Here is a 22,448-nt window from a genome sequence, read left to right on the forward strand (position 1 = left end):
CAACCTCATAAGGAGGCCATTGACAGCTCCATATCAATTGGTATGTAACGGCTGTTACGCACTGGAGTGCATCAGGGAGAACGCGTGTGACCATCGCACTGAAGCAAGATGAGTTTCGCCCCGCTGCCGACGTGATCGCCGGCCGTTTTCCTGCCGATGTGCGTCCTTCGGTCAATCAACCGACGCTCGATTGCTATCTGGCTGCAGCGCGCGGGATTGTTCCCACTCTAGCCGAGCATGCGGCCCAGACCCGCGCACAGCGCCGCCCGGCCGATGAAAGTGTGGCAGCGATCGTGGGGGCCGGCCTGTCTGGCATCATGCGCCCGAAAATGTTCGGAGGCCCCGGCCTCGAACTATCCGACATGGTCGCGGTCGGCTCCGTGCTGGCCGAGGGCTGCGCTTCGACCGCATGGGTCTATGTAGTGTGGGAAGTCCACTGCTGGCTGGTCGGGATGCTGCCCGAACAAGGCCAGCGCGAATTCTATGCTGACGACGTCAACTTGTGCTGCGGTGCTGCCAACACCGCCAAGGCGCACGCACGCGCCGTTGATGGCGGATATATGGTTTCAGGCCGCTGGGGTTTCGGCAGCGGATCGACCCACGCCAACTGGACCTGCGTCTTTGCGGCGATCGAGGGCCAAGAGGCTAACGGTCGACCGCTGGTGCGGATGATGATCGTGCCGCGTCCGCAGTTTCACGTCGAAGATACGTGGCGGGTCGAGGGCCTGTCCGGCACTGGCAGTCACGACATTGTGATCGCCGAAGAAGTGTTCGTGCCCGAGCATCGCACAGTCACCCGTGCCGATGTCGCTGGCGGCACGGCCCCGGGCGGACGGCTGCACGGCACCGCCGCCTATCGCATGCCCCTGCCCCCCGGCGCGCACCTTGCCACGGACTCTTCGTCGATCGGCCTTGCTCGCGCGGTGATCGCGCTGTTCCGCGATGTGATCATGAAACGCACCTATGTGACCGGCAAGGCGCAGGTCGACATGCCCGCTTCGCTGATCCGCCTCGCAACCGCCGAGATCGAAGTGCGCGCCGCCGAACTTCTGCTGCAGGACACCATGCGCGAACTCGAAGCCCACTTGCGCACTGGTGCAGAACTGACGCTCGAGCAGCGCGCAAAGGCGCGCATGGTTGCCGGTTATGTGCCCGACATGTGCAAGCAAGTGATCACGTCCTTGGTCGCCGCCTGCGGCGCATCGGCGATGCTCGAAGGCTCGAAGCTGGCCTCGGCGCTGCTCGATGTGACGATGATGAGCCTGCACCAGTCGACCGAGTATGACCGGGGCCCGGAAAACTATGGCCGTGTTCTGGTTGGGCTGGAGCCGTCGAACATCGCGATCTGAACGCCCCGCGTGGAAGGTTCATCATGATGGCCGTTTCCAAGGGTGAAGCAGCTTCGGTAGCGCTCGCGAGAGCGGCCGATCCGCGTTTCCGCCTTACAGGACGTCCGCGGCGGTGAGGCCGACGGTGGCCGTAGTCTGCCCTGCCGGCACCGGCCTTTTTGAACGTCCGGGTCTGTCGTACACCCCTACTACCGCTTTGTGAGCATTGCTCCCTTGCGGGTAGCCCGAGTGCGGGGAAATGACTTCAAGATATTGAAATAATGACATATTGAGAAGGCTCCAACCATGTCCAATCCTGCCACGCCCTTGGTGAACCGCTTCGGACTGCATCCCGGAGTGCTGCCCTCGGTGCTGATCGGTTCGGTGGGCATGGCTCTGCCCAATGCCATTCCGGCCTATCTGGCGGCTCTGGGCCTGGTGCGGCATTTGAGCGAAGCCCAGACCGGCCTTGTAGCGATGGCCGATGTCGCCGGGATCACCTTAGGATCGCTCGGCTGCGCGGTGCTGCCGGACCTCGTCAAGCGGCTAAACTGGCGGCGCACAGTCATGGTGGGCATGGCGCTGGCGCTTTTCGCCAATATTCTGTCGATCGTCACCCCTTCGCTGGGCGCTCTGCTGGTGCTGCGCGCGGTGGCGGGGCTTGGCAGCGGCATGGCGCTGGCAGTGGTCTATGCAGTCATGGCTGAAGGCGATGCGGCGCGGAACCTTGGCGTGTTCACAGTGACCCAATTGGGGGTTGGCTGGCTGGCGGTGCTGGCGATGGGGGCGGTTTCAAGCCAGTTTGGATCGCTTGGCCTGTTCGGACTGGTCAGCGCAGCTGTGCTGGTTGCGCTCCTTTGTTCCACTCAGGTGCCGACCGCCTCAGTACGCCGCACTCTGGCGCAAACCTCGGGCAAGCCAGCACTAGGCCGCGTTTCCACGCTGGGCTGGGTCGGGATCGGCTCTGTCGTTCTGTTCTACGCCGGCGTCATCGCGGTCTATTCCTATCTGGTTTATATGGGCGCCGCATGGGGCGTTGAGCAGCAAACCGCCGATGCATCGGCGGCCTATGTGCTGTTTGCTGGGATGTTTGGCGGCGCGGCGGCCGCGCTGATCGGTTCGCGGTTCGGCTTCGTGAAGCCCATGGTGATCGGTTTTGCGGGGCTCCTCGCCACCACCGCGCTGTTCCTTGTGGTTACGCCTGTTCAGGCCTTCATCCCGCTGGCGATGCTGTTCGGGTTCTCCTTCAGCTATGTTCTGAACTATCAGTTCGAAGCGGTGGTAACGGTCGATCCGACCAGCAGCACGGCGATGTTCGTGAATGTGGCTGCGCTGATCGGCTTTTCAGCCGGCCCGGTGCTCGGCGGTGCGCTGGCGACAGGCGATTACCGGGTGGTCAACGGCACAGCTCTGGCGCTGATGGGGCTGGCCATGGCGGTCGTCTTGTGGGCTGTTGCGCGCAGCCGCGCCAAGGACAAGCGGGCAACCGTGCCCGTTGCTATCGCCAATACGCTGGTCGATCCGCGCGCTTATGCCGAGCTGGACGGGATTGAGGCTATCCTGAAGAATCTGCGCGCCAACGATCCCTTCCCCATGGCCCATCCCGACAAGTACGATCCGTTCTGGATCGCCACGCGCTATGAGGACATTCAGGAGATCGAGCGCAGGGCCGATGTCTTTTCCAACGCGGCCGGCTCGGTCATGCTGTTTGACCGCGCCTCGGTAGCCTATAGCATCGACACGTTCGGCGAACCCAATGTCACGCGTTCGGCCGTCGAAGTCGATGGGCGCGAGCACAAGGACTTGCGGATGATCGCCTTTCCCCGGTTCACGCCGAAAGCGATCAAGGATCTGGAAGACAGTATCCGGGTTCTGGCCCGCCGGTCGGTCGAGGAAATGCGCGCCATGGGGACCAGCTGCAATTTCGCGCAGGATGTGGGCTGGGTCTATCCGCTGCGCGTGGTCATGGCGGCGCTTGGCCTGCCCGCGGAGGACGAAGGCTTTTTCCTGCACAACGCGCATATGCTGCACGCCGCCAATGACCCCGATATCAACACCAGCGGCAAGGACGCGACCAGCAACGAGGCCATGCGCATGATCGATGAAGGCCTGAAAGACCTGCACGATTATTTTGAAGGTCGCACCGCGCAATTGCGCAAGGAACCCGACGATACGCTCACCAGCCTGATCGCCAATGCGCGCATCGATGGCGAATACCTCACCCCGCGCCAGCTCCACGGCTATTACCTGATCGCAACGACTGCAGGCCACGACACCACGGCCTTTACCACGAGCATGTCGATGTGGGTGCTGGCGCAACGGCCGGATCTGGTCGCGCGGTTGAAGGCCAATCCGGCGGATATCCCGTTGTTCGTGGAGGAAGCGATCCGCTGGGCAACGCCGGTCAAGAGCTTCATGCGCACTGCGCTGGAGGATACCGAAGTGGCCGGCAAAGCGATCCGCAAAGGCGATTGGATCATGCTCGCCTATCAGAGCGCCAACCGCGACGAAGCCGTGTTTGAAGACCCGTTCATCTTCAACATTGACCGCAAGCGCATTCCCAGCCTGACCTTCGGAACGGGTCCGCACATCTGCCTCGGCCAGCACCTGGCCCGGATGGAAATGCGTGTTCTGTGGGAAGAACTCCTGCCGCAGATCACCGACATCCGCATGAACGGCACGCCGCGCCGCACGATCTCCAACTTTGTTTGCGGCCCCAAGGACGTGCCGATTGCCTATCGCTGGGAAGAGAGCGCAACCACGGCGACGCGCGAGGAAGAACTCGCCTGAACCGGGTGTGGTGATGCGCTACATCTTCCCGCGTTTGTCCTCGCTCCCTTTGGCACCGATGTCATGCGCGTCCCATGCCTTGTTGATGATATGAGCATAGATCGCGCGAGCATCAGCGTCTGTCATGTCGCGGAACCGCGGCATCCCGGCGCTTGAGAGCAGACCCTGCTGCACAACCTTGCTGAAGGTCACAAAGTCTGGCGGTGGCATGCGGTTGAGATTGGGCACCCCGCCCCCAACCGAGGCACCGCCATCAGAGCCATGGCACAGCGAACAGCCATAGCCTTCGAACAAGTCCGCACCATGCTTTGCCATTGCGACATCCTGGCGGGGCTGCGCCGGCGCGGGCACGGGTTCAACATGCGCCAGCGCGGGGTATGGCGCCTTTCCGCCCAACCGGAACGCCAGCAACCGGGGCGGCGTGCGGGCTTCGGGCGTTGACGTGTACCGCGCGACAAGCGCCGCGGTGGATGAGGAAGCTCCGTTGCCGGTGGAAACAATCACATATTCCTCGCCATCGACCATGACCACCGAAGGGGCCGCTCGAATGGCGCCGCCGGTCTGATGGCTCCACAGCACTTTGCCGGTGCGATCATCGCGTGCGACAAGGCGCCCGTCAGCCATGCCCTGAAACACCAAACCGCCCGAGGTATGCAGCAGCCCGCCGTTGACCGGCATTCGATCGCGGGCGCGCCACAGCACTTTATTGGCGACAAGGTCGAACGCCACAACCTCACCGTGCGATTTGATCGGCGCATCGGCGCGTTCGCCCGCAAACAGGTCAAACGACACTCCCCCAATCTTGGCATCGGGCATCTTCGTGGTGAGGAAAGGGATGATCATGGCGGGAATATAGAGGACGTTGCGCGCCGGATCGAAAGCCAGCGCTTCCCAACCATGCGCGCCCATGCCGCCGGGATAGACCAGCATCTTCTTGCCGGGAAATTTCCAGAATGCCCCTGCATCTGCCATGATCGGCTGGCCATCAGGCTTCAGCCCGCTTGCCCAGTTTACAAAGACATAGTTGTTGCCCGAAAGAAACTTGCCGGTCTGCGCATCCAGCACATAGGCAAAGCCGTTCTTGGGCACGGAAACCACCGTGCGGCGCGGGCTGCCGGCAACTGGCAGATCGGCGATCATGATGCCGACGCTGGGTTCAAAGTTCCAGCCATCGTTAGGCACTTCCTTGAAATGCCACTTATAGGCGCCGGTGCGGGAATCGAGCGCGACCACCGAATTGGAGAACAGTTCATCGCCCGCATCGGCGGCGCGCTGGCTTGGATCTGTCGGCGCCGGACCGCCCACGCCGATATAGACCTGGTGCAGCTTTTCATCGAAGGTGATCGCGTCCCAGACGCTGCCACAGCCCTGGGTCTTTTTATACCAATCCGTGCCCCAAGACTTGGCCACTTTCTGATAGAACGGGTCCCTCTCGGTCGCCGGATCGCCGGGAACGGTATAAAAGCGCCATTTGCGCAAGCCCGTTTCGGCATCGAAGGCATCGACAAAGCCCCGCGTGGCGCCGGTATCCATGCAGGCATTGCCGATGAATACCAGCCCATCCCCCACGCGCGGCGCGCCCGAAATGCCATACATCTGCGATGCGTCGCAAGATTGCGCTTCCCACCGCTTCTTTCCGGTGTGCTGATCAACCGCGACCAACCGGCAATCGCCGGTCGCGATGATGGCCATGTCCTTGTAGAGCGCGAGGCCGCGGTTCATCTGCCGCCCCCACATCCCGGCGAGAGACTGGCTTTCGCCACTCACAGGATCGTAGGTTGCGGCAAAATGCCACTTCAGTTGGCCAGTGCGGATGTCGCTGGCAAAGATCTGCCCGCCCGGCCCGCCCTGAAACACCGTCCCATGCTGGATGAGCGGATTGCCGACAAGCCCATAGCTGGTGGGCATTTCGGCCGACCAGGCGAGGCCCAGCCTTGCGACCGTATCGCGGTTAATCTGATCGAGCGGCGCATGATGCTGCATCTCGGCCGTATTGCCCAGGAGGGGCCAGTCGGTGTTGTCCGCCGGACCAAGGCACCCGCCCAGCCCGAGGGACAATACCAACCGCGCCAGTCCTGCAAGAATTTTGCGGTCAAGTTCGGCGTAGATGCTCACTTGCCAGGCTTTGGCCTTCCCGTCCGCTCGTGGGCATCCCACGCCTTGTTGATGATATAAGCGTAAAGCGCCTTCACATCTTCGTCGGTCATGGAGCCGAACTTGGGCATGCCCAAGCCGGCAAGGGCGCCTTTCTGCACAACTTCGCTCAACATCGCGATATCGGGGGGCGGCATGCGGTTGAGGTTGGGGATCGCAGGCGTGGACGAATTGCCGCCATCCGCACCGTGGCACGTGGTGCAGCCATAGCCTTCGAACAACATCTCACCGTCCTTGGCCAGCATCGCATCCTGACGCGGAGCAGGTGGCTCGGGCACCGGCTCCGGAGCCCCGGCCATCGGGGGATAGGCATGCTTGCCGCGCAAGCGGAAGGCCAGCAGACGCGGCGGCGTGCGCACTTCTGGGGCGGAATCATACCGTTGCATCATCGGGCCCGAAGCTGCGCCAGTACCATCGCCTGTGCTGACAATGATGTACTGCTCGCCACCCACCATTACGGTTGAAGGTGCGCTGCGAATGGCGCCGCCGGTCTGGCGGCTCCACAGTTCCTTGCCGGTGCGATCATCGAACGCAATCAACCGGCCATCGGCCATGCCCTGAAACACCAGTCCGCCAGCGGTGTGCAGCAGGCCGCCGTTCATCGGCATCGGGTGGCGAGTGCGCCAACGCACCGCATTGGCAATCGGATCATAGGCGACCACTTCGCCAAAAGGCCGCAGTTCGGGGTCGGTGGAATCATGGCCGTAGGTGAAGTCGAAATAGACCCCGGTGAACTGCTTGGTCGCCTGCTTGACCAGCATCGGCGCGTGCAGGGTAGGAATGTAGAGCAGATTGGACTTTGGATCGAAGGCCATCGCTTCCCAGCCATGCGCGCCCATGCCGTTGGGGAACACGACGGCCTCGTGATCAGGCTTCTTCCAGTATTCGGCGGGCTCATTGTTGCGGATCGGACGTCCGGCTGCGTCTAGCCCACTGGCCCAGTTGACCTTTGTATAGGCGCTGCCGTGAATGAAGGCGCCGGTCTGGGCATCGAGCACATAGGCAAACCCGTTCTTCGGCACCGACATCACGGAGCGGCGCACCGTTCCGTTCATCGGAAGATCGGCGATCATGATGCCCATCGAGGAATCATAGTCCCATGCATCGTTGGGGGTCTGCGTAAAGTGCCACTTGTAGGCACCGGTGCGCGAATCCACGGCAACGATTGCGGCGGCAAACAGCTCGTCGCCTGCATCAGCCGCACGGCCCGTGGGATCAGACGGTCCCGGAGCGGCAGTGCCGATGTAGAGCTGGTGCAACTTGTCGTCGAAGGTCATCGCATCCCACGCGCTGGCGCAGCCATGGGTCTTTTCGTACCAGTTGGTGCCCCAGGTCGCGGCGGCCTTTTCATAGAGCGCGCTGTCCTGCGGCTTGGCCGGATCGCCGGGCGCCGTGTAAAAGCGCCACTTGCGCGCGCCGGTGCGCGCATCGAAAGCATCGACAAAACCGCGGGTCATCCCGGTGTCGCCGCAGCCGTTACCGATGAACACCAATCCATCGCCAACGCGCGGGGCCTGGGTTACGGCGTAGCGCTGGCGCGGGTCGCACGTTCTGGCTTGCCATACGAGCTTGCCGGTCTTTTCATCCACGGCATAGAGCACGCAATTGGCGGCAACGATGACATTGCCGCCCGCCAGCGCCACACCCCGGTTCATGTTCCTCGCGGCATAGCCACTGTTAGTGATGCCTTCGAGGTCATAGGGTGCCCTGTAAGTCCACAATACTCTTCCGGTGCGCACATCGTTGGCGATGATCGTGCCGTGCGGCCCGCCCTGGAAGATGCGGCCGTCCTTGATCAGCGGATTGCCAACTAGCCCGAAATCGCTGGGCTCCTGCGTCCACCACGCCAGTTCGAGCTGCCCCACGGTCTCGCGGTTGATCGCATCAAGCTCGCTGTGGTGCTGCATCTCGTTGCCATTGCCGAGTTGCAGCCAGTCCGTATTGCCTGCGGTTGTGGATCCAGCCCCGGCAAGGGCGGTCGCGGTCATGCTGAGCGCCGCCACCAAGCCAATCATGCGTTTGATCATGCTACTACCCTCAAGTGTACTGGCGTGTTGCCCAAGCCGGCTAGCCCAGCGGTGGACGAAATTCAGGTTCGGCCTTGGCCACCGCCGCCTGATAGGCAGGGCGCGCACCGATCCGCTGCAGATAGGCTCTGAGATGGGGATAGGGTGCCAGATCGCGCGGAGCAAAGGCGCGCAGGGACGTTAGCGGCCAGACCATCATGACGTCTGCGGCCGTAAGCTCCGCACCGGCAAAAAAGGTCGCTTCAGCAAGCCGCGCCTCGATCACATCATAGGCCTTGTCGAGGCGGGCATTGCCGGACGCGACGAGGAACGGATGATCGCTCTGCATAACTTGTGCGGCGAGGACTTTGGCTCCGGCTGGAAGCATCGTGCCATTCGCGAAGTGATACCAAAACAGGTATTCCGGGTAATCGGGCGAAGCCGGGCCGACCACAAGCCGCCCCTGCCCGTAGCGCGCCAGGATATAGTCGATCACTGCGCCGGATTCGCTCAGTACAACACCGCTATCCTCGATCACCGGGGCCACGCCCATGGGAGTCAGGGCCTTGAACGCAGGCGGGGCCAGCATCGTCTGAGGGTCGCGGTCATACCGACGCAATTCATATGGCAGGCCCAACTCCTCGCAAAGCCAGACAATCCGTTCAGACTGTGAAATGCCAAGATGATGCACGACGAGCAGGACGATTCCCTCTTCAACCGACTCCGGATCGGCCACCTTACCACGGGTAATATATCAGTTGGTATGCACTGCCTCGGGGCTTGTCAACACGCCTCCTGATCGCATGGCGACCGAATGCGAAAAGGGGTGCCAACGACCACCCCTTCCCACCACGCCCGGATTGTCGCGCGCCGCGCTCAGATCTTCGGATTCGACGGATCGAGTCCCATGAGGACGCGTCCGTAGTTTTCAGGGCCTAGATCATAATCGGTCGAGGCGTGGTTCGCCATGCCGGTCACGTCGAGCAGCAAAGCGATCAGTTCGTTGCCTTCCGCGAGCGCGGTGACACCAGATGCGCCGACCAACGAGGTGACCGCCTGCCGACAAAGATCGGGCACATAGCCCGAAACCATGCGCACTTTCGCGCGCTGCTCAAGCGTCAACGCACGGCCGGCGCGCACTTCGGCCTCAACATCGCGAACGGTCTTGCGCAGCAGCACGATCGCCGCTTCGGCATCGATGATTGCGCGGGCAATGCGCGCCAGCGGGGCAGCAGCTTCGTATTGCTTCGTCCCGTTCACGCGTACGCGCTTGGCGGTCAAGTTGCGGAATTCCGTGATCGCCGCCCGTGTCGCGCCTGCTGCGGTTGCGGCTCCGAACAAGTGTGCACCGGGCAGCACCGGCAAGCGGAACGTCGCTTCATCGTGCAGCAGCGCACCGGGCGCGGTGCCGCCATAGACCTCCGCACCGCTCAGCGTGCGATGCTCCGGAACGAAGACTTCATCCCCAATGCAGAAATCATGCGTGCCGGTGCTCGAAAGCCCGGTCACGTGCCAGGTGTCGAGCACGTCGAAATCCGTGTTCGGGAATACGAACATCCGGGCCTCAGGCGCAGCGCCCTCAACATCGGAGGGGACCATCGCGACCGAGCAGGCCCAGTTGGCGTGCGTCGAGCCGCTGCCATAGGACCAGCGCCCTTTCAGCATGTAGCCCCCTTCGACGCGCCGTGCATGGGCCAGCGCCGGATTGAATACCCCGCAACAGATGACCAGGTTGTCGTCGCTGCCGAACACTTCCGCCTGGCCCTGCTCTGGCAGCATGCCGACAATCCAGTTGTGCAGTTCCCAAACGCCATAGTCCCAAGCCGTGCCGGGGCAGCCTTCCGCCAGAAGGTCGGCAACATCGATCATGTCGCTTAGTTCCAGCCCAGGGCCGCCATAGCGCTTGGGCCGCAGGATGCCGATCAGGCCAGCCTCGACCACCGCTGCGACACTCTCATCAGCTGGGCGGCGGATCTGCCGCGCCTTCGCGGCGTTGGCCTTGAGCAACGGCTGAATCGAGCGGGCAGCGTCAAGATAGTCTTGCGCGCTGCTCAGTTTGGTGCGGCTTGTCAGATGTCCGGGAAATCGGGTGGGGATCACGGCGGGCTCAGCCTGCAATGCTCCGATGATTGGCGCGTTCATGGTCTGAATTCTCCTGTTCGTTCGGTGGATTTCTGACATACCATTTGATATGTCGTTTTCGCCTGGAGGCTTTGATCAGGATCAAATCACGTAAAGGAGCAGCACTTTGCGGAACGGCACTCTCGCCAGACGAACGTGCTGGGCAGAACGCAGAGACGACGGGCGCGAGTTCTGTGACGGCCCCGCAGCAAGAACCTTCAAACGACAGACCCTCAGCTTACTACTTGTAACTTCTGTCAGTCGATGCTTTATGCGGGGGTGTTGGCGTGATGGCGCCTGATTTTGACCAAACCGAAGGAAAAATCTCGATGAAGACCCTGATCGTTGTTGCCAACCCCGATGCAAATTCGCTGACTCACAGCATTGCCACGAAGATTTCCGAAGGCCTGACTGGCAGCGGCAAGGGTGGCACCGTCGAGATTGCCGATCTGATCGCTCAGGGCTTCAGCCCCACCTTCGCCGCAGCAGACCGCGCCGCATACCACCAGGTCCAGCCGCTGCCCGCCGACGTGCTGGCCGAGCAGGCCCGCCTTGATGACACCGACCAGCTGGTGCTGGTGTTCCCGGTCTATTGGTGGTCGATGCCGGCGGTGCTCAAGGGCTGGATCGATCGCGTTTTCGTCAACGGCTGGGCTTTTGAATACTCGGCCGAGGGCGGTTTCGTTCCCAAGCTCGACAAGCTGACCGTGCAGGTCGCGCTGGTGGCTGGCGGTGATATCGGCTCGTTCGAACGCCACGGCTATCTCGACGCCGTGAAGAAGGTGATCGGCGAGGGCATCTTCGAATATTGCGGCTGCAAGGTCGAGAATTTCCAGTTTTTCTGGGAATCGGAAACCTCTGACGCCGCTGCCCAACTGGTTGCCGCGCAGGATCTGGGCGCGCGAATCGCCAAGTAAGCAGTCCGATACCTATGGCTCTGAGCTGGTCGTCTCTGGCCCGCCCAGAGCCGGGCGGTGCAGCGGACTGAGCGGGCAAGACCTGCAGTTCGTTGCCGCAATCGGCCGTAGGACGAAACGGCAAGGCCGTTATCTGAAAGAATACGCCCCAGTGCAGCCAGCAACATCGCGCTTTCAGCCGGGCATCGCCTTCATCATTGTTTCGGCCTTCATGGATGTGATGGCGATGGGACTGGTTATTCCGGTCATGCCATCGCTGGTTGAAAGCCTGGTGGGAAGCGCGGCGAACGCCGGGTTCTGGACCGGCTTGCTGGTGGCGCTGTGGGGCGCGATGCAGTTTGCCTTCTCACCGCTGGTCGGCGCTATTTCCGACAGCTTCGGGCGGCGGCCGGTGCTGCTTGTATCGGCGGCAGGGCTCGCGGCAGACTGGGTGCTGATGGCGCTAGCTCCCAATCTCGGTTGGCTGGTGGTCGGGCGCATGCTCGGCGGCATCACCTCTTCCAGTTTCACCGCGATCTATGCCTACATGGCCGATATCACCGCGCCGGAGGACCGCTCGAAGGCGTTTGGCCTGGTCGGCGCGGCGTGGGCTGCAGGGTTCGTGATCGGCCCGGCGCTGGGCGGCACGCTGGCCGTCTGGGGGGCGCGCACGCCGTTCTGGGTGGCCGCAGCCCTGGCGGGCGTTTCCTTCCTTTACGGCTGCTTTGTCTTGCCGGAATCGCTTCCGAAAGATCGTCGGATGCCGTTTGCCTGGAGCCGGGCCAATCCGCTGGGTGCGCTGCGCTTGCTGCGTTCGCATACCGAACTGGCCGACCTCTCGCTCGTCAATTTCCTGCTCTATTTCGGATATCACGTGTTCTCGGCGGTTTACGTGCTCTATGCCCAGCACCACTTCGGCTTCAGCATGATGCAGGTTGGCCTGCTGATGGCCGCGATGGGCGCGCTTGATTTGATCATGCAAGGGTGGGTGATCGGCAAGGTTGTCGACAAGCTTGGCGATCGCAACACGCTGGTTGTCGGCCTTCTCGCGGGGACCATCGGCTTTGTTGCGATTGCCGCCGCGCCGACACCATGGCTCTTCGCGGCCGCACTTATTCCCAACGCGATGTGGGCGCTCGCCATCCCCACGCTGCAATCACTGATGAGCGCGCGCGTTTCCGAACGCGAGCAAGGCCAGTTGCAAGGCGCTATCACCAGCATGGGCAGCGTGGCGGGCATCGCCTCACCGCTGTTCTTCGGCTGGCTATATGGGGTAACGAGCGACACGGTCCCCTATGCGGGATTTCTCGTCGCTGGCGCAGTGTTTGCGCTCGCCGCTGCGATCGCCCAGCGTTCCGGTCGGAGCGCCGCGCTGGCCTGAACCTGAGCCCGCACAATGCAGGCCAGGAATCGGCGAACTCAACCGAAGAACGCCGCCCAGCTGCGCGACAGCATGTAGAGTGCGACCACCAGTACGACGGCGGCAAAGGCCGTCCCCAGAGCGCCTTTGTCTGCCGCGAGCTTCCGCCCCGCCGCCGCGCCAACCATGCTGCCCAAGAGGCCGCCCGCGATGAACATGGCGGCCAGCGTCCAGTCCACCAGGCCGGAAAGCGCATAGTTCGTTGCCGTGCTAAGCCCGAAGGCAGTGACTGCAACCAGCGACGTGCCGATGGCGCGGTAGGTCGGCATGCGGGTGGAGGCAACCAGTGCGGGCACAATGAGGAAGCCTCCACCGATGCCGAAAAATCCGGAAAGCAGTCCAGTCCCCAAGCCGAACAGGACCACGCGCGGGCTGTTCTGCGCGGTGCAGCGCATCCCCTCCTCGCCCTCGCGCTTGCGACCGGCAAACATGGCCGCCGCGATTGCGATCATCAACAGCGCGAACAGGAAAAGCAGCTTCTGTCCGTCAAACACCTTGCCCAGCGTGGAACCGGCCAGCGCCCCGGCGATGCCCGCGCCGCCAAAGATGAAGCCGCAGCGCCAGTTCACGTTGCCGGCGCGAGCGTGCGAGCGCAGCGCGAGGGCAGCGTTCGCCGCAACCGCCAGCGCACTCGTGCCGATTGCCAGATGCGGGCTGGCGACTCCGACGACATAGACCATCAGCGGCACCGCGAGAATCGAGCCGCCACCGCCGACAAGGCCCAGCGTGAACCCAACCAGCACCCCGCTGCCAGCTCCCAGCGCATCGTGAAGCAGATCGAGCATGGCGGGTGGTCCCTAAAACGCGTTCAACGGAAGCTTGAGATAGCGCACGCCGTTTGCTTCGGGTTCGGGCAGGCGGCCGCCGCGAATGTTGACTTGCAGCGCGGGCAGAATCAGGCGCGGCATCGACAGCGTCTTATCGCGTGCCTCGCGCATCACGGCGAAATCGACCTCGCTCACGCCTTCATGCACGTGGACGTTAGCCCGGCGCTCCTCGCCGATGGTGGTTTCCCACGCATAGTCGGTCCTCTCCGGCGCGAGGTAATCGTGGCAGACGAAGACCCGCGTGGCATCCGGCAGCGCCATCAGGCGCCTGATCGAGCGGAACAGCGTCCGCGCATCGCCGCCCGGAAAATCAGCACGCGCGGTGCCGTAGTCGGGCATGAACAGCGTATCACCGACAAAGACAGCATCGCCGATCACATAAGCGATGCAGGCCGGTGTATGGCCGGGCACGTGCAGCGCCAGCGCCGGGATCTTGCCCAGCGCAAACTGATCGCCATCGTCCACGAGCCGGTCGAACTGCGAACCGTCGCACGCAACATGCGCCGCCTCCCCCAGAATATCGACGAAGACGCGCTGCACGCCTACGATCCCCTGGCCAATCACAATCTCCCCGCCGAGTGCCTCTTTCAGATAGGGCGCAGCCGAGAGATGGTCGGCATGGGCGTGGGTTTCGAGCAACCAGTCAACCGTCAGCCTCTCCCCCTGCACATAGGCGATCACCGCATCTGCATTGTGGCTGGCGGTGCGGCCCGATGCAGGATCAAAGTCGAGGACCGGATCAATGATCGCCGCGCGGCGCGATGCCGGATCGTGGACGACATGTGTGGCGGTGTAGGTTTCAGGATCAAAGAACGTGCGGACAACCGGCCGCGCATCGGTCGCAAGGGCCTGGGCGACAAGATCCTGGGCCAGAAGGGCTGGAGAATCGTTCATGCTACAGCGCCATTTATTACTAATAGTAACTAATGGCGCTACGCCCTGCGAGGCGCGTTTGCAAGCGCGGTGGGTTGGTAATTCCGATGCCTCTGACACCGGCACGGATCAAGGACCTGCCGGGAGGCACAACAAGACCCACGCAGAGGCGGGTCCGGGTACATCCCGGCAGAACCGCCGGTCTTACTTCTTCTCGTTGTAGGCTGCGGCCTTCGACTTGGCAGCAGCTTCCGAGTTGGGATCAATCATCATCCCGTACTTCATCATGTTGTGCGAATGGCCGAGATTGTGGAGCGCAAACTGCGCGTTCATGACAGTCGAACGCCCGGCTGCGTCCTGCGCGTTGTTGATCGCCTCCTTGGTGCACTTCAACGCGAAGAGCGGCATTTTCGCGATCCGCTTGGCCAGCGTGAGCGTGAATTCCGGAAGTTCGGCGCGCGGCACGACATGGTTGACCATGCCGAGACGGTGCGCTTCCTGCGCATCCCACCAGCCGGAAGTGAACAGCAGTTCCTTCGCCTTGCGGATGCCAAGCTCATAGGGGTGATTGAAGAACTCGGCGCCGGCAAGACCCATGTCGACGGTGTTGTCCATGAACCGCGCATCGTCCGAGCACACGATCAGATCGCACGGCCATACCAGCATCAGCCCGCCGGCGATGCAGGCGCCCTGCACCTCAGCGATGGTCGGCTTGGCAAAATTGCGCCACCGTTCGCTGAAACCGAGGTAGATTTCCTTCTCGCGCTGGAAATGCCCTTCGGCGCCTTCGCAGCCGAAACCGCACCATGTGCCGACGGGCTCGTAGGGCGAGTAGTCGACCTTGCGCGGGTCTTCGTGGAGATCGTGGCCCGCCGAGAAGTGCTTGCCTGCGCCTGCCAGAATGACAACCTTGATCTCGTCGTCACGCGCCGCGATGTTGAAGGCGCTGTTGAGTTCATAAAGCAGGCGGGTGTCCTGCGCATTCATCATGGCCGGGCGATTGAGCACGATGCGCGCCACATGCGGCGCGGGGTTTTCATAGAGGATCGTCTCGAAAGTCGGGGCTTGTTCGGTCGCATTGTCAGTCATCTTGGGTCCTTTCAGATCTATCGTTTCGTTCGGGCAAGTCGGTTACTATCTATATCTGGCGCGGGGTCATGATTGACCTGCAGCCTCGCGGTACTCATCGCGCAGCTTGCGCTTGAACAGCTTGCCGGTGGGCTCGCGCGGCAATTCGGCGCGGAAATCGATCTGGCGCGGCAGCTTCACGCGGCTGATCTGGGGGCCAAGCCAATCAGTCAACTCGGCCGCAAGTTCGGGCCCTGCGGCAGCCATGTCCTTGGGCTGGACGACCGCAACCACGCGCTCGCCCATCGCCGCATCGGGCGCACCGATCACCGCGACATCCTGAACCTTGGGATGCATGATCAGCAGGTTTTCGATTTCCTGCGGATAGATGTTCACACCGCCCGAGATGATCATGAAGCTCTTGCGGTCGGTGAGGTAGAGATAGCCTTCCTCATCCAGCCAGCCGATATCGCCGACCGAGGCCCAGCCGTGCTTGTTGTAGGAATCGGCGGTTTTTTGGGGATCGTTGAGATAGCTGAAGCGGATGAACGGATCGAAGAATACATGGCCTTCGCTGCGCGCGGGAACCTCATTGCCATCCTCGTCGCAGATGTGGACCACGCCGATCACTGCGCGCCCGACCGAGCCCGGATGCGCCAGCCACTGCGGGCTGTCGATCATCGTGAAGCCGACGCCTTCGCTCGCGCCATAGTATTCCTTTATGATCGGCCCCCACCAAGCGATCATCGCCTGCTTGACACCGACCGGGCATGGCGCGGCAGCATGGGTGGCGTTGCGGTGGCTTGAGAGGTCATACTTGGCGCGCACGTCTTCGGGCAGATCGAGCATGCGCACGAAATGCGTCGGCACCCACTGGCTGTCGGTGACCTTATACTTCTCGATCAGCGCGAGCGCGTGCTCGGCATCGAAATGCTCCATGACGACAACCGTCGCGCCGATCCGGTGGAAGGCCATCGACCAGCGGATTGGGGCCGCGTGATACATCGGGGCCGGCGAGAGATAGACCGAATCCGGGGTAGCCCCGAACATCATGACCATATCGCCGATCCAGTGCCGCGCATCGACTGCCGGATCTTCAGGCAGGCCGACATTGACCGCCTTGGGCCGGCCGGTGGTGCCCGATGAATAGAGCAGATCGGTGCCGCCACGCTCGTCGGCAATCGGTGTGGCAGGCTGCGCGGCAAGCGCGGCCTCGAGGTTTGCATCGCCCTCACCGCCAAGGCGGAACTGGCGCACGCCCGGCACGAGCTTTGCTGTCTCATCGAGGAGCGGCGCAAATTTCTGGTGCGAGAGCAGCACCTTGCAGCCGCTATCTGTCAGGATATGTTCGGTCTCGGGCCCGGTCAGGCGATAGGGCACCGTGGTCATGAACGTGCCCGCGCGCTGCGCGCCCCAGGCCAGCACCAGATAGAGCGGATCGTTGTCGAGCAGGATGGCGATCTTGTCGCCAGTCTCGACGCCTGATGCGCGCAGCAGCTGCGCGACCTGGTTGCTCAGCCGGTCGAGTTCGCCGAAGCTGATGACCTGACCGCTCTCGCCCATGATGATCGCAGGCTTGTCGGGATTGGCCGCTGCAAAGGCGGCGGGATGGAAGCCATACTTCTCTGGGGCAACCGCTTCGCCCGCCGGGTTGGTTTCAGACATTTTATTCTCCCATGGATTCAGGGTTGCGGGGCACACCAGCGCCCCGCAGGCAATCACACCATTGCGAACCCGCCGTTGACGCTGATCGTCTGACCGGTGATCCAGCTCGCGCCCTCGCTGGCAAGGAAGGCGATGATCGGGGCGACATCGCCGGGCTGACCGATGCGCTTGAGCGGATAGTTCTTGACCATCTTGGGCAGAACATCTGCGAGCCATTGCGGATCCGAGTGGGCCGACTGGATCATGCCAAGGGTTACCGCGTTGCAGGTAATGTCATTGCGGCCAAACTCCTTGGCGAGCGACTTGATCAGCGCGATCGTCGCGGCACGCGAAGCAGCAGCCATCGAGAGATTGGCCTCACCCACGCGGCTGGAATCGCCGCCGAGCGAGATGATCCGGCCGCCCTTGCCGGCATCGACCATGTGCGGCAGCGCGGCGCGGCTTGTGTTGACCGTGCCCATCAGGCCCACATCGATGTGGGCCTGCCACTGCTCGGTGGTGGTTTCGAGGAAGCGCGCGCGCTGCGCCACGCCGGCATTGTTGACCACGATGTCGATGCTGCCGAAAACCGCGACGATATCGTCGACCATGGCCTTGGTGCTTTCGAAATTGCCGATGTCCGCGCCCCAGGCCTTAGCCTTGCCTCCGGCCGCAACGATCTCTGCAACGACCTTTTCGGCTGCATCGGCGCTTTTCGAATAATTCACCGCAACCGCCGCACCTTCAGCGGCCAGGGTCAGCGCAATCGCGCGGCCCACATCGCGCCCGGCGCCGGTTACCAGCGCGACCTTGCCGCTTAGCGAAGTGCTCATTTCGTGTTCTCCTTGGGATTGTTCAGATGGGGCCGGATCAACTGGAACAGCCGTTCGGGCGTTGCCGGCAGGGTTTGAATGCCCAGCCCCAGCGAGGCGAGCGCATCGGAAATGGCATTGGCGATGGCAGCGGGCGCGCCGATCGTGCCGCCCTCACCCATGCCGCGAAAACCGCCGACATTGTTGGGCAGTTCGGCCTCGATATGGACGATCTGCATGTCGAGCACGTCGCTGGCGAGCGGTAGGAGGTAGTCGGCAAGGCTGGCCGTGACGAGCTGGCCCTCATCGTCGTAGACAATCTCTTCGAGCAGCGCGGCACCGATGCCTTGCGCCACTGCGCCGTGGACCTGCCCGTCGACGATCATCGGATTGATGATCCGGCCGCAGTCCTCGGCCACCACATATTTGAGCAGCCGCACGCCAAAGGTCTCGCGGTCTACCTCAGCAACGCAGATATGCGTCGAGGAGCAAGCCGTGCCGAGGAACGGGTCGTAAGTCTCGGTCACGGTGAGGTCTTCGCGGATATCGCGCGGGATCGTGCCCATTTGCAGATAGACCGCGCGTGCCACGTCCTTGAACGTCATGCCCGCGTTCGAGGTGCGCGAGCGGATCCAGCCGCGCTCCGCTTCGAGATCCTCGACTGGTTCGGCCATGACATGCGCCGCCATGCGCAGCACTTTGCCCTTGAGCGCGCGCGAGGCCTGCGTCGCCGCGCCGCCAGCAATCACAGCCGAGCGGCTGGCATATGTCCCGCTCGACATCGGCACGAGCGAACTGTCGCCCTGCAGCACGACGACATCATCCATCGCGCAGCCGAGCTCATCTGCGATGACTTGCGCCAGCGTGGTTTCGAGCCCCTGCCCGTGCGAGGCAATGCCGAACGAGGCTTCGACCGCCCCGGTGGAATCGATGCGGATGATCGCCGTTTCGGTGCCGGTGTTGATCGGCATGCCCGGCGCGACGGCAATGCGCGAGCCGATGCCGGTCAGCTCGGCGTAGCTCGAAATGCCGATGCCGACCCAGCGCCCTTCGGCGCGCGCCTGTTCCTGCCACACCCGCAAGCCATCATAGCCAATCGCTTCGCGCGCGCCGGCCAGGCACTGCTGGAAGGCAGACTGGTCCCAGATGATCCCCGGTGCGGTGCGATAGGGAAATTCGCCGTCCGAGACGAGATTGTGCCGCCTGAGGTCGGCGGGGTCCATGCCCAGTTCGCGAGCGGCCATGTCGATCAGCCGCTCCATCGCGAACGTGGAGGAAGGCCGCCCCACCCCGCGATAAGGCCCGGTCGGCGGCTTGGGTGTGAGCACCGCGCGGACGCGGCCATGGTAGTGCTCGATCTTGTAGGGACCGGGCATGAAGCTGATGACCTGCACCGGCTCGATGCCGCCGGTCCAGGGATAGATCGAATATGCGCCGATATCGCCGATCACATCGCAGCGAAGACCGAGGAAGGTGCCGTCACGCGCAACCGCGAGTTCGCCGTCGATCAGCTGGTCGAAGGCCTGGCTGGAACTGGACAATTCCTCCAACCGGTCCGCCACATACTTGACTGGCCGCTCCAGCTTGCGCGCGAGAAGGCAGACCAGCATCTCCTCGTGATACAGCGAGCCCTTGCCGCCGAAGCTGCCGCCCACATCGGGCGCGACCACGCGCATCCGGCTGCCCGGCAGATCGAGCGCATCGGAGAGCGCATCGCGGATGATCCCGGGGATGTTAGACGAAGTCCACAAGGTCAGCGCGCGCCGCCGCGTGTCATATTCCGCCAGATAGCTGCGGCATTCCATCGACGTCGCCGTCTTGCGCGTCATACGGAACTGGCCGCGCACCACAACCGGCGCGCTGGCAATCGCATCCTCGATATCGCCGCGCATGAAGGTGCGTTCAACGATGACGTTGGTGCCTGCTTCCTCGTGCAGCAGCGGCGCATCGTCGCGCACAGCGTCCACCTGCCGGATGGCGAAAGGCAGCGGTTCGTAGTCGATCTCGATCAGCCCGAGCGCGTCTTCCGCAGCATAGCGGCTGTCCGCCACCACCGCGACAACCGGCTCGCCGACATAGCGCACTTTGCCGCGCGCCAGTGGCCAATAGGGCGTCGCGTAGTAGCCCTTCATCCGCGAGGTCGGGATAGCTGGGCGGACTTCTCCTTCGAGATCGGTCCAGTCGTAAATGCCGATGAGGCCGGGGACGGACGATGTGTCGCCCACCCGGATCTCACGGATCAGCGCGTGCGGCTGATCCGAGCGCAGGATGGCGACATGGACCATGTCTGCGAGCTTGATATCATCGACATATTGCCCCGTACCCGTCAGCAGGCGCGGGTCCTCGGTCCGCTTGACGCGGCTGCCGACCAGTTTGGGCCGCAGTTCGACGGAGATATCCGCCTGCGTCATGCGTAGAACGCGGCCCCCTTGCGCAAGGCCTGCCACTGCGCGTCATCGTGGCCGAAAATGATCGTTGCCCCGCCCTCGCCAATCTTGCGCAAGGTGTCGATTGCCTCGACCGCCTTGTCGAGATCCCAGCTGTTCTTGGGCGCGTAGCCTTCAGTCAGGTTGGCCTCGACCGCGATGGCATCGGAGGCGAGCAGGAAGTCGCCGCTTTCGTCGAGTGCAACCAAGGCTGCGGTCATGCCTACGGTATGCCCAGGCACCGGCAGCAGCACGATGCGTCCGTCGCCGAAGACGTCGTGCTGGCCTTCGAAGGTCTGGAAGCCCTGCGGCTGGTCCCAATCAGCGGGGAGATAGCCCTTGCTCAGCCCGTCCTCCGCCTGCGCGGCGGCGACTTCCGCTGCGTGGGCGATGATCGTGGCGCGACGGAAATGCTCGTTGCAGCCGCAATGATCGGGGTGAAGGTGCGAACAGATCACCACGTCGATATCGTCCGCGCCGAGCCCGGCGAGGCTGAGCTGATCGACCACGGTGTCTTCCTGCTGGAAGATCGGCACCATGGCGCGGGCGACCCCGCCCCAGCGCGCTTCGGCATCGACGGCGGCGGCAGGGCTGCAGCCGGTATCGAACAGCACATTGCCCTTGGGGTGGCGCAGCAGCGTGGAAATCACCGGCAGCTCGAAGGTCTCTTCGCGCGCGGCGCCGGGGTAATAGATTCCGCGCCGCATCCTGAGCCGTCCGCCTGACAGGAAATGCATCTTCATTCGATCGGTCCTCTCTCGCTCGCCAGCTCGCGCACGGCGGCCACAATGTTCTGATATCCGGTGCAGCGGCACAGATTGCCGGAGAGCGCCTCGCGGATCTGCTCGTCGTTTTCGAGCGGATGGTGGCGCAGCATGTCGGCGATGGTCATGAGAAAGCCTGGGGTGCAGAAGCCACACTGCAGCGCGTGATGATCGCGAAACGCGCGCTGGATGCGCCCCAGATCCTCCTGGGTGCCCTGCGCCTCGACCGTCTCGATATCCTGCCCATCAGCCATGACCGCGAGCGTGAGACACGAGCGCGCGCTGCGTCCGTCGAGCAGCACGGTGCAGGCACCGCAAACCCCGTGTTCGCAGCCGACATGGGTGCCGGTGAGCCCCAATTCGTGCCGCAGGAAATCGCTGAGGAGCAGGCGCGGCTCGACACTGCGGGTGTGCGCCGTGCCGTTGACGTTGACGGTGATGCTGACAGGATCGGTCATGCCGCGCGCTCCCATGCCTGAGCGATCACCTTGGCCACCAATGCGCCCGCAAGGTGGCGGCGATAATCCGCCGAGGCGCTGAGATCGGACATCGGCTCGATGGCAGAGCGCAGCGCAACGACGGCTTCGGCGATGACAGCGGCGGTCGGCTCGCGGCCTTCGAGCGCGGCTTCGGCAGGGGCGATCCGGCTGGCGATCTCGCCAACGCCCATCACAGCAACCCGCACATTGCGCGCCGCACCGTCCGCGCGTTCGATCAGCACCGAGACGGCTGCCAGCGCATAATCACCGTGCCGGCGGGCGAACTCGGCAAAGCCCCAGCCGGTGCCCGGCGCAGGCTTGGCAATATCGATCGCGGTGACCATTTCAGCGGGATCAAGCGCGTTGGTGAGCGAACCGGTAAGGAAGTCGGCTGCTGCAATCTCGCGCTCCCCATTGGGGCCTGCGATGCGCACAACGCCGTCCAGCAGCAAAGTCAGCATGGGCATTTCGGCGGCCGGGTCGGCATGGCAGACGCTGCCGCAGAAAGTTCCGCGATTGCGCACGGTGAGGTGCGCGACATTCTCCATCGCGGCATGGAGCACGGGGACATCGCGCGCTATGACAGCATCACTGGCAGTCATCCGGTGGCGCACGAGCGCGCCGAGGCGCAAGTGCTTGCCCCGGTCCTCAATGCGGTCGAGCCCGGAAATACGGTTGATATCGACCAACACGGCGGGGCGAACCAGCCGAAAGTTGATCATCGGCATCAGGCTTTGCCCGCCCGCAATGATCTTGCCGTCGCTGCCCGCCGCCGCGAGCGTCGCCACGGCGTGCTCCACGCTTTCGGCCCGGACATAGTCGAACGGCGCCGGCTTCACG

Annotated in this window: 17 protein-coding genes; 4 read left to right on the forward strand and 13 right to left on the reverse strand. The window is 63.2% G+C overall.

Annotated elements, in window-relative coordinates:
• Positions 1-86: 86 nt before the first annotated feature.
• Together CFE35_RS09490 and CFE35_RS09495 are read left to right on the forward strand one after the other, a co-directional pair.
• Positions 87-1,349 carry an acyl-CoA dehydrogenase family protein gene (locus tag CFE35_RS09490; protein WP_292930346.1) on the forward strand — a complete coding sequence of 421 codons (1,263 nt, stop codon included), beginning with the start codon at positions 87-89 and terminating at the stop codon, positions 1,347-1,349.
• Between the two features lie 285 nt (positions 1,350-1,634).
• Positions 1,635-4,118, forward strand: a complete 2,484-nt coding sequence (locus CFE35_RS09495; RefSeq protein ID WP_292930347.1) for a cytochrome P450 — start codon at positions 1,635-1,637, stop codon at positions 4,116-4,118.
• Positions 4,119-4,136: 18 nt separating this feature from the next.
• Here the strand turns inward: CFE35_RS09495 and CFE35_RS09500 are convergent, their stop codons facing one another.
• The 4 genes from CFE35_RS09500 to CFE35_RS09515 all read right to left on the reverse strand — a co-directional run bounded on the left by CFE35_RS09500 (position 4,137) and on the right by CFE35_RS09515 (position 10,420).
• Positions 4,137-6,233: a PQQ-binding-like beta-propeller repeat protein gene (locus CFE35_RS09500; RefSeq protein WP_292930348.1), complete on the reverse strand. Its 2,097-nt coding sequence runs from the start codon at positions 6,231-6,233 to the stop codon at positions 4,137-4,139.
• Positions 6,230-8,299, reverse strand: a complete 2,070-nt coding sequence (locus tag CFE35_RS09505; protein WP_292930349.1) for a PQQ-binding-like beta-propeller repeat protein — start codon at positions 8,297-8,299, stop codon at positions 6,230-6,232. Before CFE35_RS09505 ends, CFE35_RS09500 begins: the two co-directional genes overlap by 4 nt.
• 40 nt (positions 8,300-8,339) lie before the next feature.
• Positions 8,340-9,014, reverse strand: coding sequence for a glutathione S-transferase family protein (locus CFE35_RS09510; protein ID WP_292930350.1), 675 nt, complete (start codon positions 9,012-9,014; stop codon positions 8,340-8,342).
• Between the two features lie 140 nt (positions 9,015-9,154).
• Positions 9,155-10,420, reverse strand: a complete 1,266-nt coding sequence (locus tag CFE35_RS09515; protein WP_292930351.1) for an acyl-CoA dehydrogenase family protein — start codon at positions 10,418-10,420, stop codon at positions 9,155-9,157.
• A gap of 308 nt (positions 10,421-10,728) precedes the next feature.
• Here CFE35_RS09515 and CFE35_RS09520 point away from each other — a divergent pair, with 308 nt between their 5' ends.
• Together CFE35_RS09520 and CFE35_RS09525 are read left to right on the forward strand one after the other, a co-directional pair.
• Entirely contained in the window at positions 10,729-11,316 is a 588-nt protein-coding gene (locus CFE35_RS09520) for an NAD(P)H-dependent oxidoreductase (protein WP_292930352.1), read from the forward strand.
• A gap of 151 nt (positions 11,317-11,467) precedes the next feature.
• Positions 11,468-12,676, forward strand: coding sequence for a TCR/Tet family MFS transporter (locus CFE35_RS09525; protein ID WP_292930353.1), 1,209 nt, complete (start codon positions 11,468-11,470; stop codon positions 12,674-12,676).
• 38 nt (positions 12,677-12,714) lie between these two features.
• Here CFE35_RS09525 and CFE35_RS09530 read toward each other — a convergent pair whose 3' ends face one another.
• The 9 genes from CFE35_RS09530 to CFE35_RS09570 all read right to left on the reverse strand — a co-directional run bounded on the left by CFE35_RS09530 (position 12,715) and on the right by CFE35_RS09570 (position 22,447).
• Complete coding sequence (locus CFE35_RS09530; protein WP_292930354.1) at positions 12,715-13,500, reverse strand: sulfite exporter TauE/SafE family protein; 786 nt, start codon at positions 13,498-13,500, stop codon at positions 12,715-12,717.
• Between the two features lie 12 nt (positions 13,501-13,512).
• On the reverse strand, positions 13,513-14,436 hold the full coding sequence (locus CFE35_RS09535; RefSeq protein WP_292930355.1) for an MBL fold metallo-hydrolase: 924 nt from the start codon (positions 14,434-14,436) through the stop codon (positions 13,513-13,515).
• Between the two features lie 183 nt (positions 14,437-14,619).
• Positions 14,620-15,504 carry an enoyl-CoA hydratase gene (locus CFE35_RS09540; RefSeq protein WP_292930356.1) on the reverse strand — a complete coding sequence of 295 codons (885 nt, stop codon included), beginning with the start codon at positions 15,502-15,504 and terminating at the stop codon, positions 14,620-14,622.
• Positions 15,505-15,570: 66 nt separating this feature from the next.
• Positions 15,571-17,148 carry an acyl-CoA synthetase gene (locus CFE35_RS09545; RefSeq protein WP_292930357.1) on the reverse strand — a complete coding sequence of 526 codons (1,578 nt, stop codon included), beginning with the start codon at positions 17,146-17,148 and terminating at the stop codon, positions 15,571-15,573.
• 53 nt (positions 17,149-17,201) lie between these two features.
• Positions 17,202-17,960 carry an SDR family oxidoreductase gene (locus CFE35_RS09550; RefSeq protein ID WP_292930358.1) on the reverse strand — a complete coding sequence of 253 codons (759 nt, stop codon included), beginning with the start codon at positions 17,958-17,960 and terminating at the stop codon, positions 17,202-17,204.
• Entirely contained in the window at positions 17,957-20,350 is a 2,394-nt protein-coding gene (locus CFE35_RS09555; protein ID WP_292930359.1) for a xanthine dehydrogenase family protein molybdopterin-binding subunit, read from the reverse strand. Before CFE35_RS09555 ends, CFE35_RS09550 begins: the two co-directional genes overlap by 4 nt.
• The gene (locus tag CFE35_RS09560; protein ID WP_292930360.1) at positions 20,347-21,108 is read right to left on the reverse strand and encodes an N-acyl homoserine lactonase family protein; all 762 of its coding nucleotides are present in this window, start codon (positions 21,106-21,108) and stop codon (positions 20,347-20,349) included. Before CFE35_RS09560 ends, CFE35_RS09555 begins: the two co-directional genes overlap by 4 nt.
• The gene (locus tag CFE35_RS09565) at positions 21,105-21,587 is read right to left on the reverse strand and encodes a (2Fe-2S)-binding protein (protein ID WP_292930361.1); all 483 of its coding nucleotides are present in this window, start codon (positions 21,585-21,587) and stop codon (positions 21,105-21,107) included. The genes CFE35_RS09560 and CFE35_RS09565 overlap by 4 nt, the downstream gene beginning before the upstream one ends.
• A complete protein-coding gene (locus CFE35_RS09570) occupies positions 21,584-22,447 on the reverse strand; it encodes a xanthine dehydrogenase family protein subunit M (RefSeq protein WP_292930362.1) in 864 nt (287 codons plus the stop codon). Before CFE35_RS09570 ends, CFE35_RS09565 begins: the two co-directional genes overlap by 4 nt.
• Position 22,448 lies beyond the last annotated feature (1 nt).

The sequence above is a fragment of the Novosphingobium sp. PASSN1 genome (genome assembly GCF_002278815.1).

Coding starts and splice junctions, on each gene's coding strand:
- CFE35_RS09540 (WP_292930356.1), bottom strand. CDS start 15,504: ATGACTGACAATGCGACCGAACAAGCCCCGACTTTCGAGACGATCCTC.
- CFE35_RS09515 (WP_292930351.1), bottom strand. CDS start 10,420: ATGAACGCGCCAATCATCGGAGCATTGCAGGCTGAGCCCGCCGTGATC.
- CFE35_RS09550 (WP_292930358.1), bottom strand. CDS start 17,960: ATGAGCACTTCGCTAAGCGGCAAGGTCGCGCTGGTAACCGGCGCCGGG.
- CFE35_RS09545 (WP_292930357.1), bottom strand. CDS start 17,148: ATGTCTGAAACCAACCCGGCGGGCGAAGCGGTTGCCCCAGAGAAGTAT.
- CFE35_RS09535 (WP_292930355.1), bottom strand. CDS start 14,436: ATGAACGATTCTCCAGCCCTTCTGGCCCAGGATCTTGTCGCCCAGGCC.
- CFE35_RS09565 (WP_292930361.1), bottom strand. CDS start 21,587: ATGACCGATCCTGTCAGCATCACCGTCAACGTCAACGGCACGGCGCAC.
- CFE35_RS09520 (WP_292930352.1), top strand. CDS start 10,729: ATGAAGACCCTGATCGTTGTTGCCAACCCCGATGCAAATTCGCTGACT.
- CFE35_RS09555 (WP_292930359.1), bottom strand. CDS start 20,350: ATGACGCAGGCGGATATCTCCGTCGAACTGCGGCCCAAACTGGTCGGC.
- CFE35_RS09505 (WP_292930349.1), bottom strand. CDS start 8,299: ATGATCAAACGCATGATTGGCTTGGTGGCGGCGCTCAGCATGACCGCG.
- CFE35_RS09530 (WP_292930354.1), bottom strand. CDS start 13,500: ATGCTCGATCTGCTTCACGATGCGCTGGGAGCTGGCAGCGGGGTGCTG.
- CFE35_RS09560 (WP_292930360.1), bottom strand. CDS start 21,108: ATGAAGATGCATTTCCTGTCAGGCGGACGGCTCAGGATGCGGCGCGGA.
- CFE35_RS09495 (WP_292930347.1), top strand. CDS start 1,635: ATGTCCAATCCTGCCACGCCCTTGGTGAACCGCTTCGGACTGCATCCC.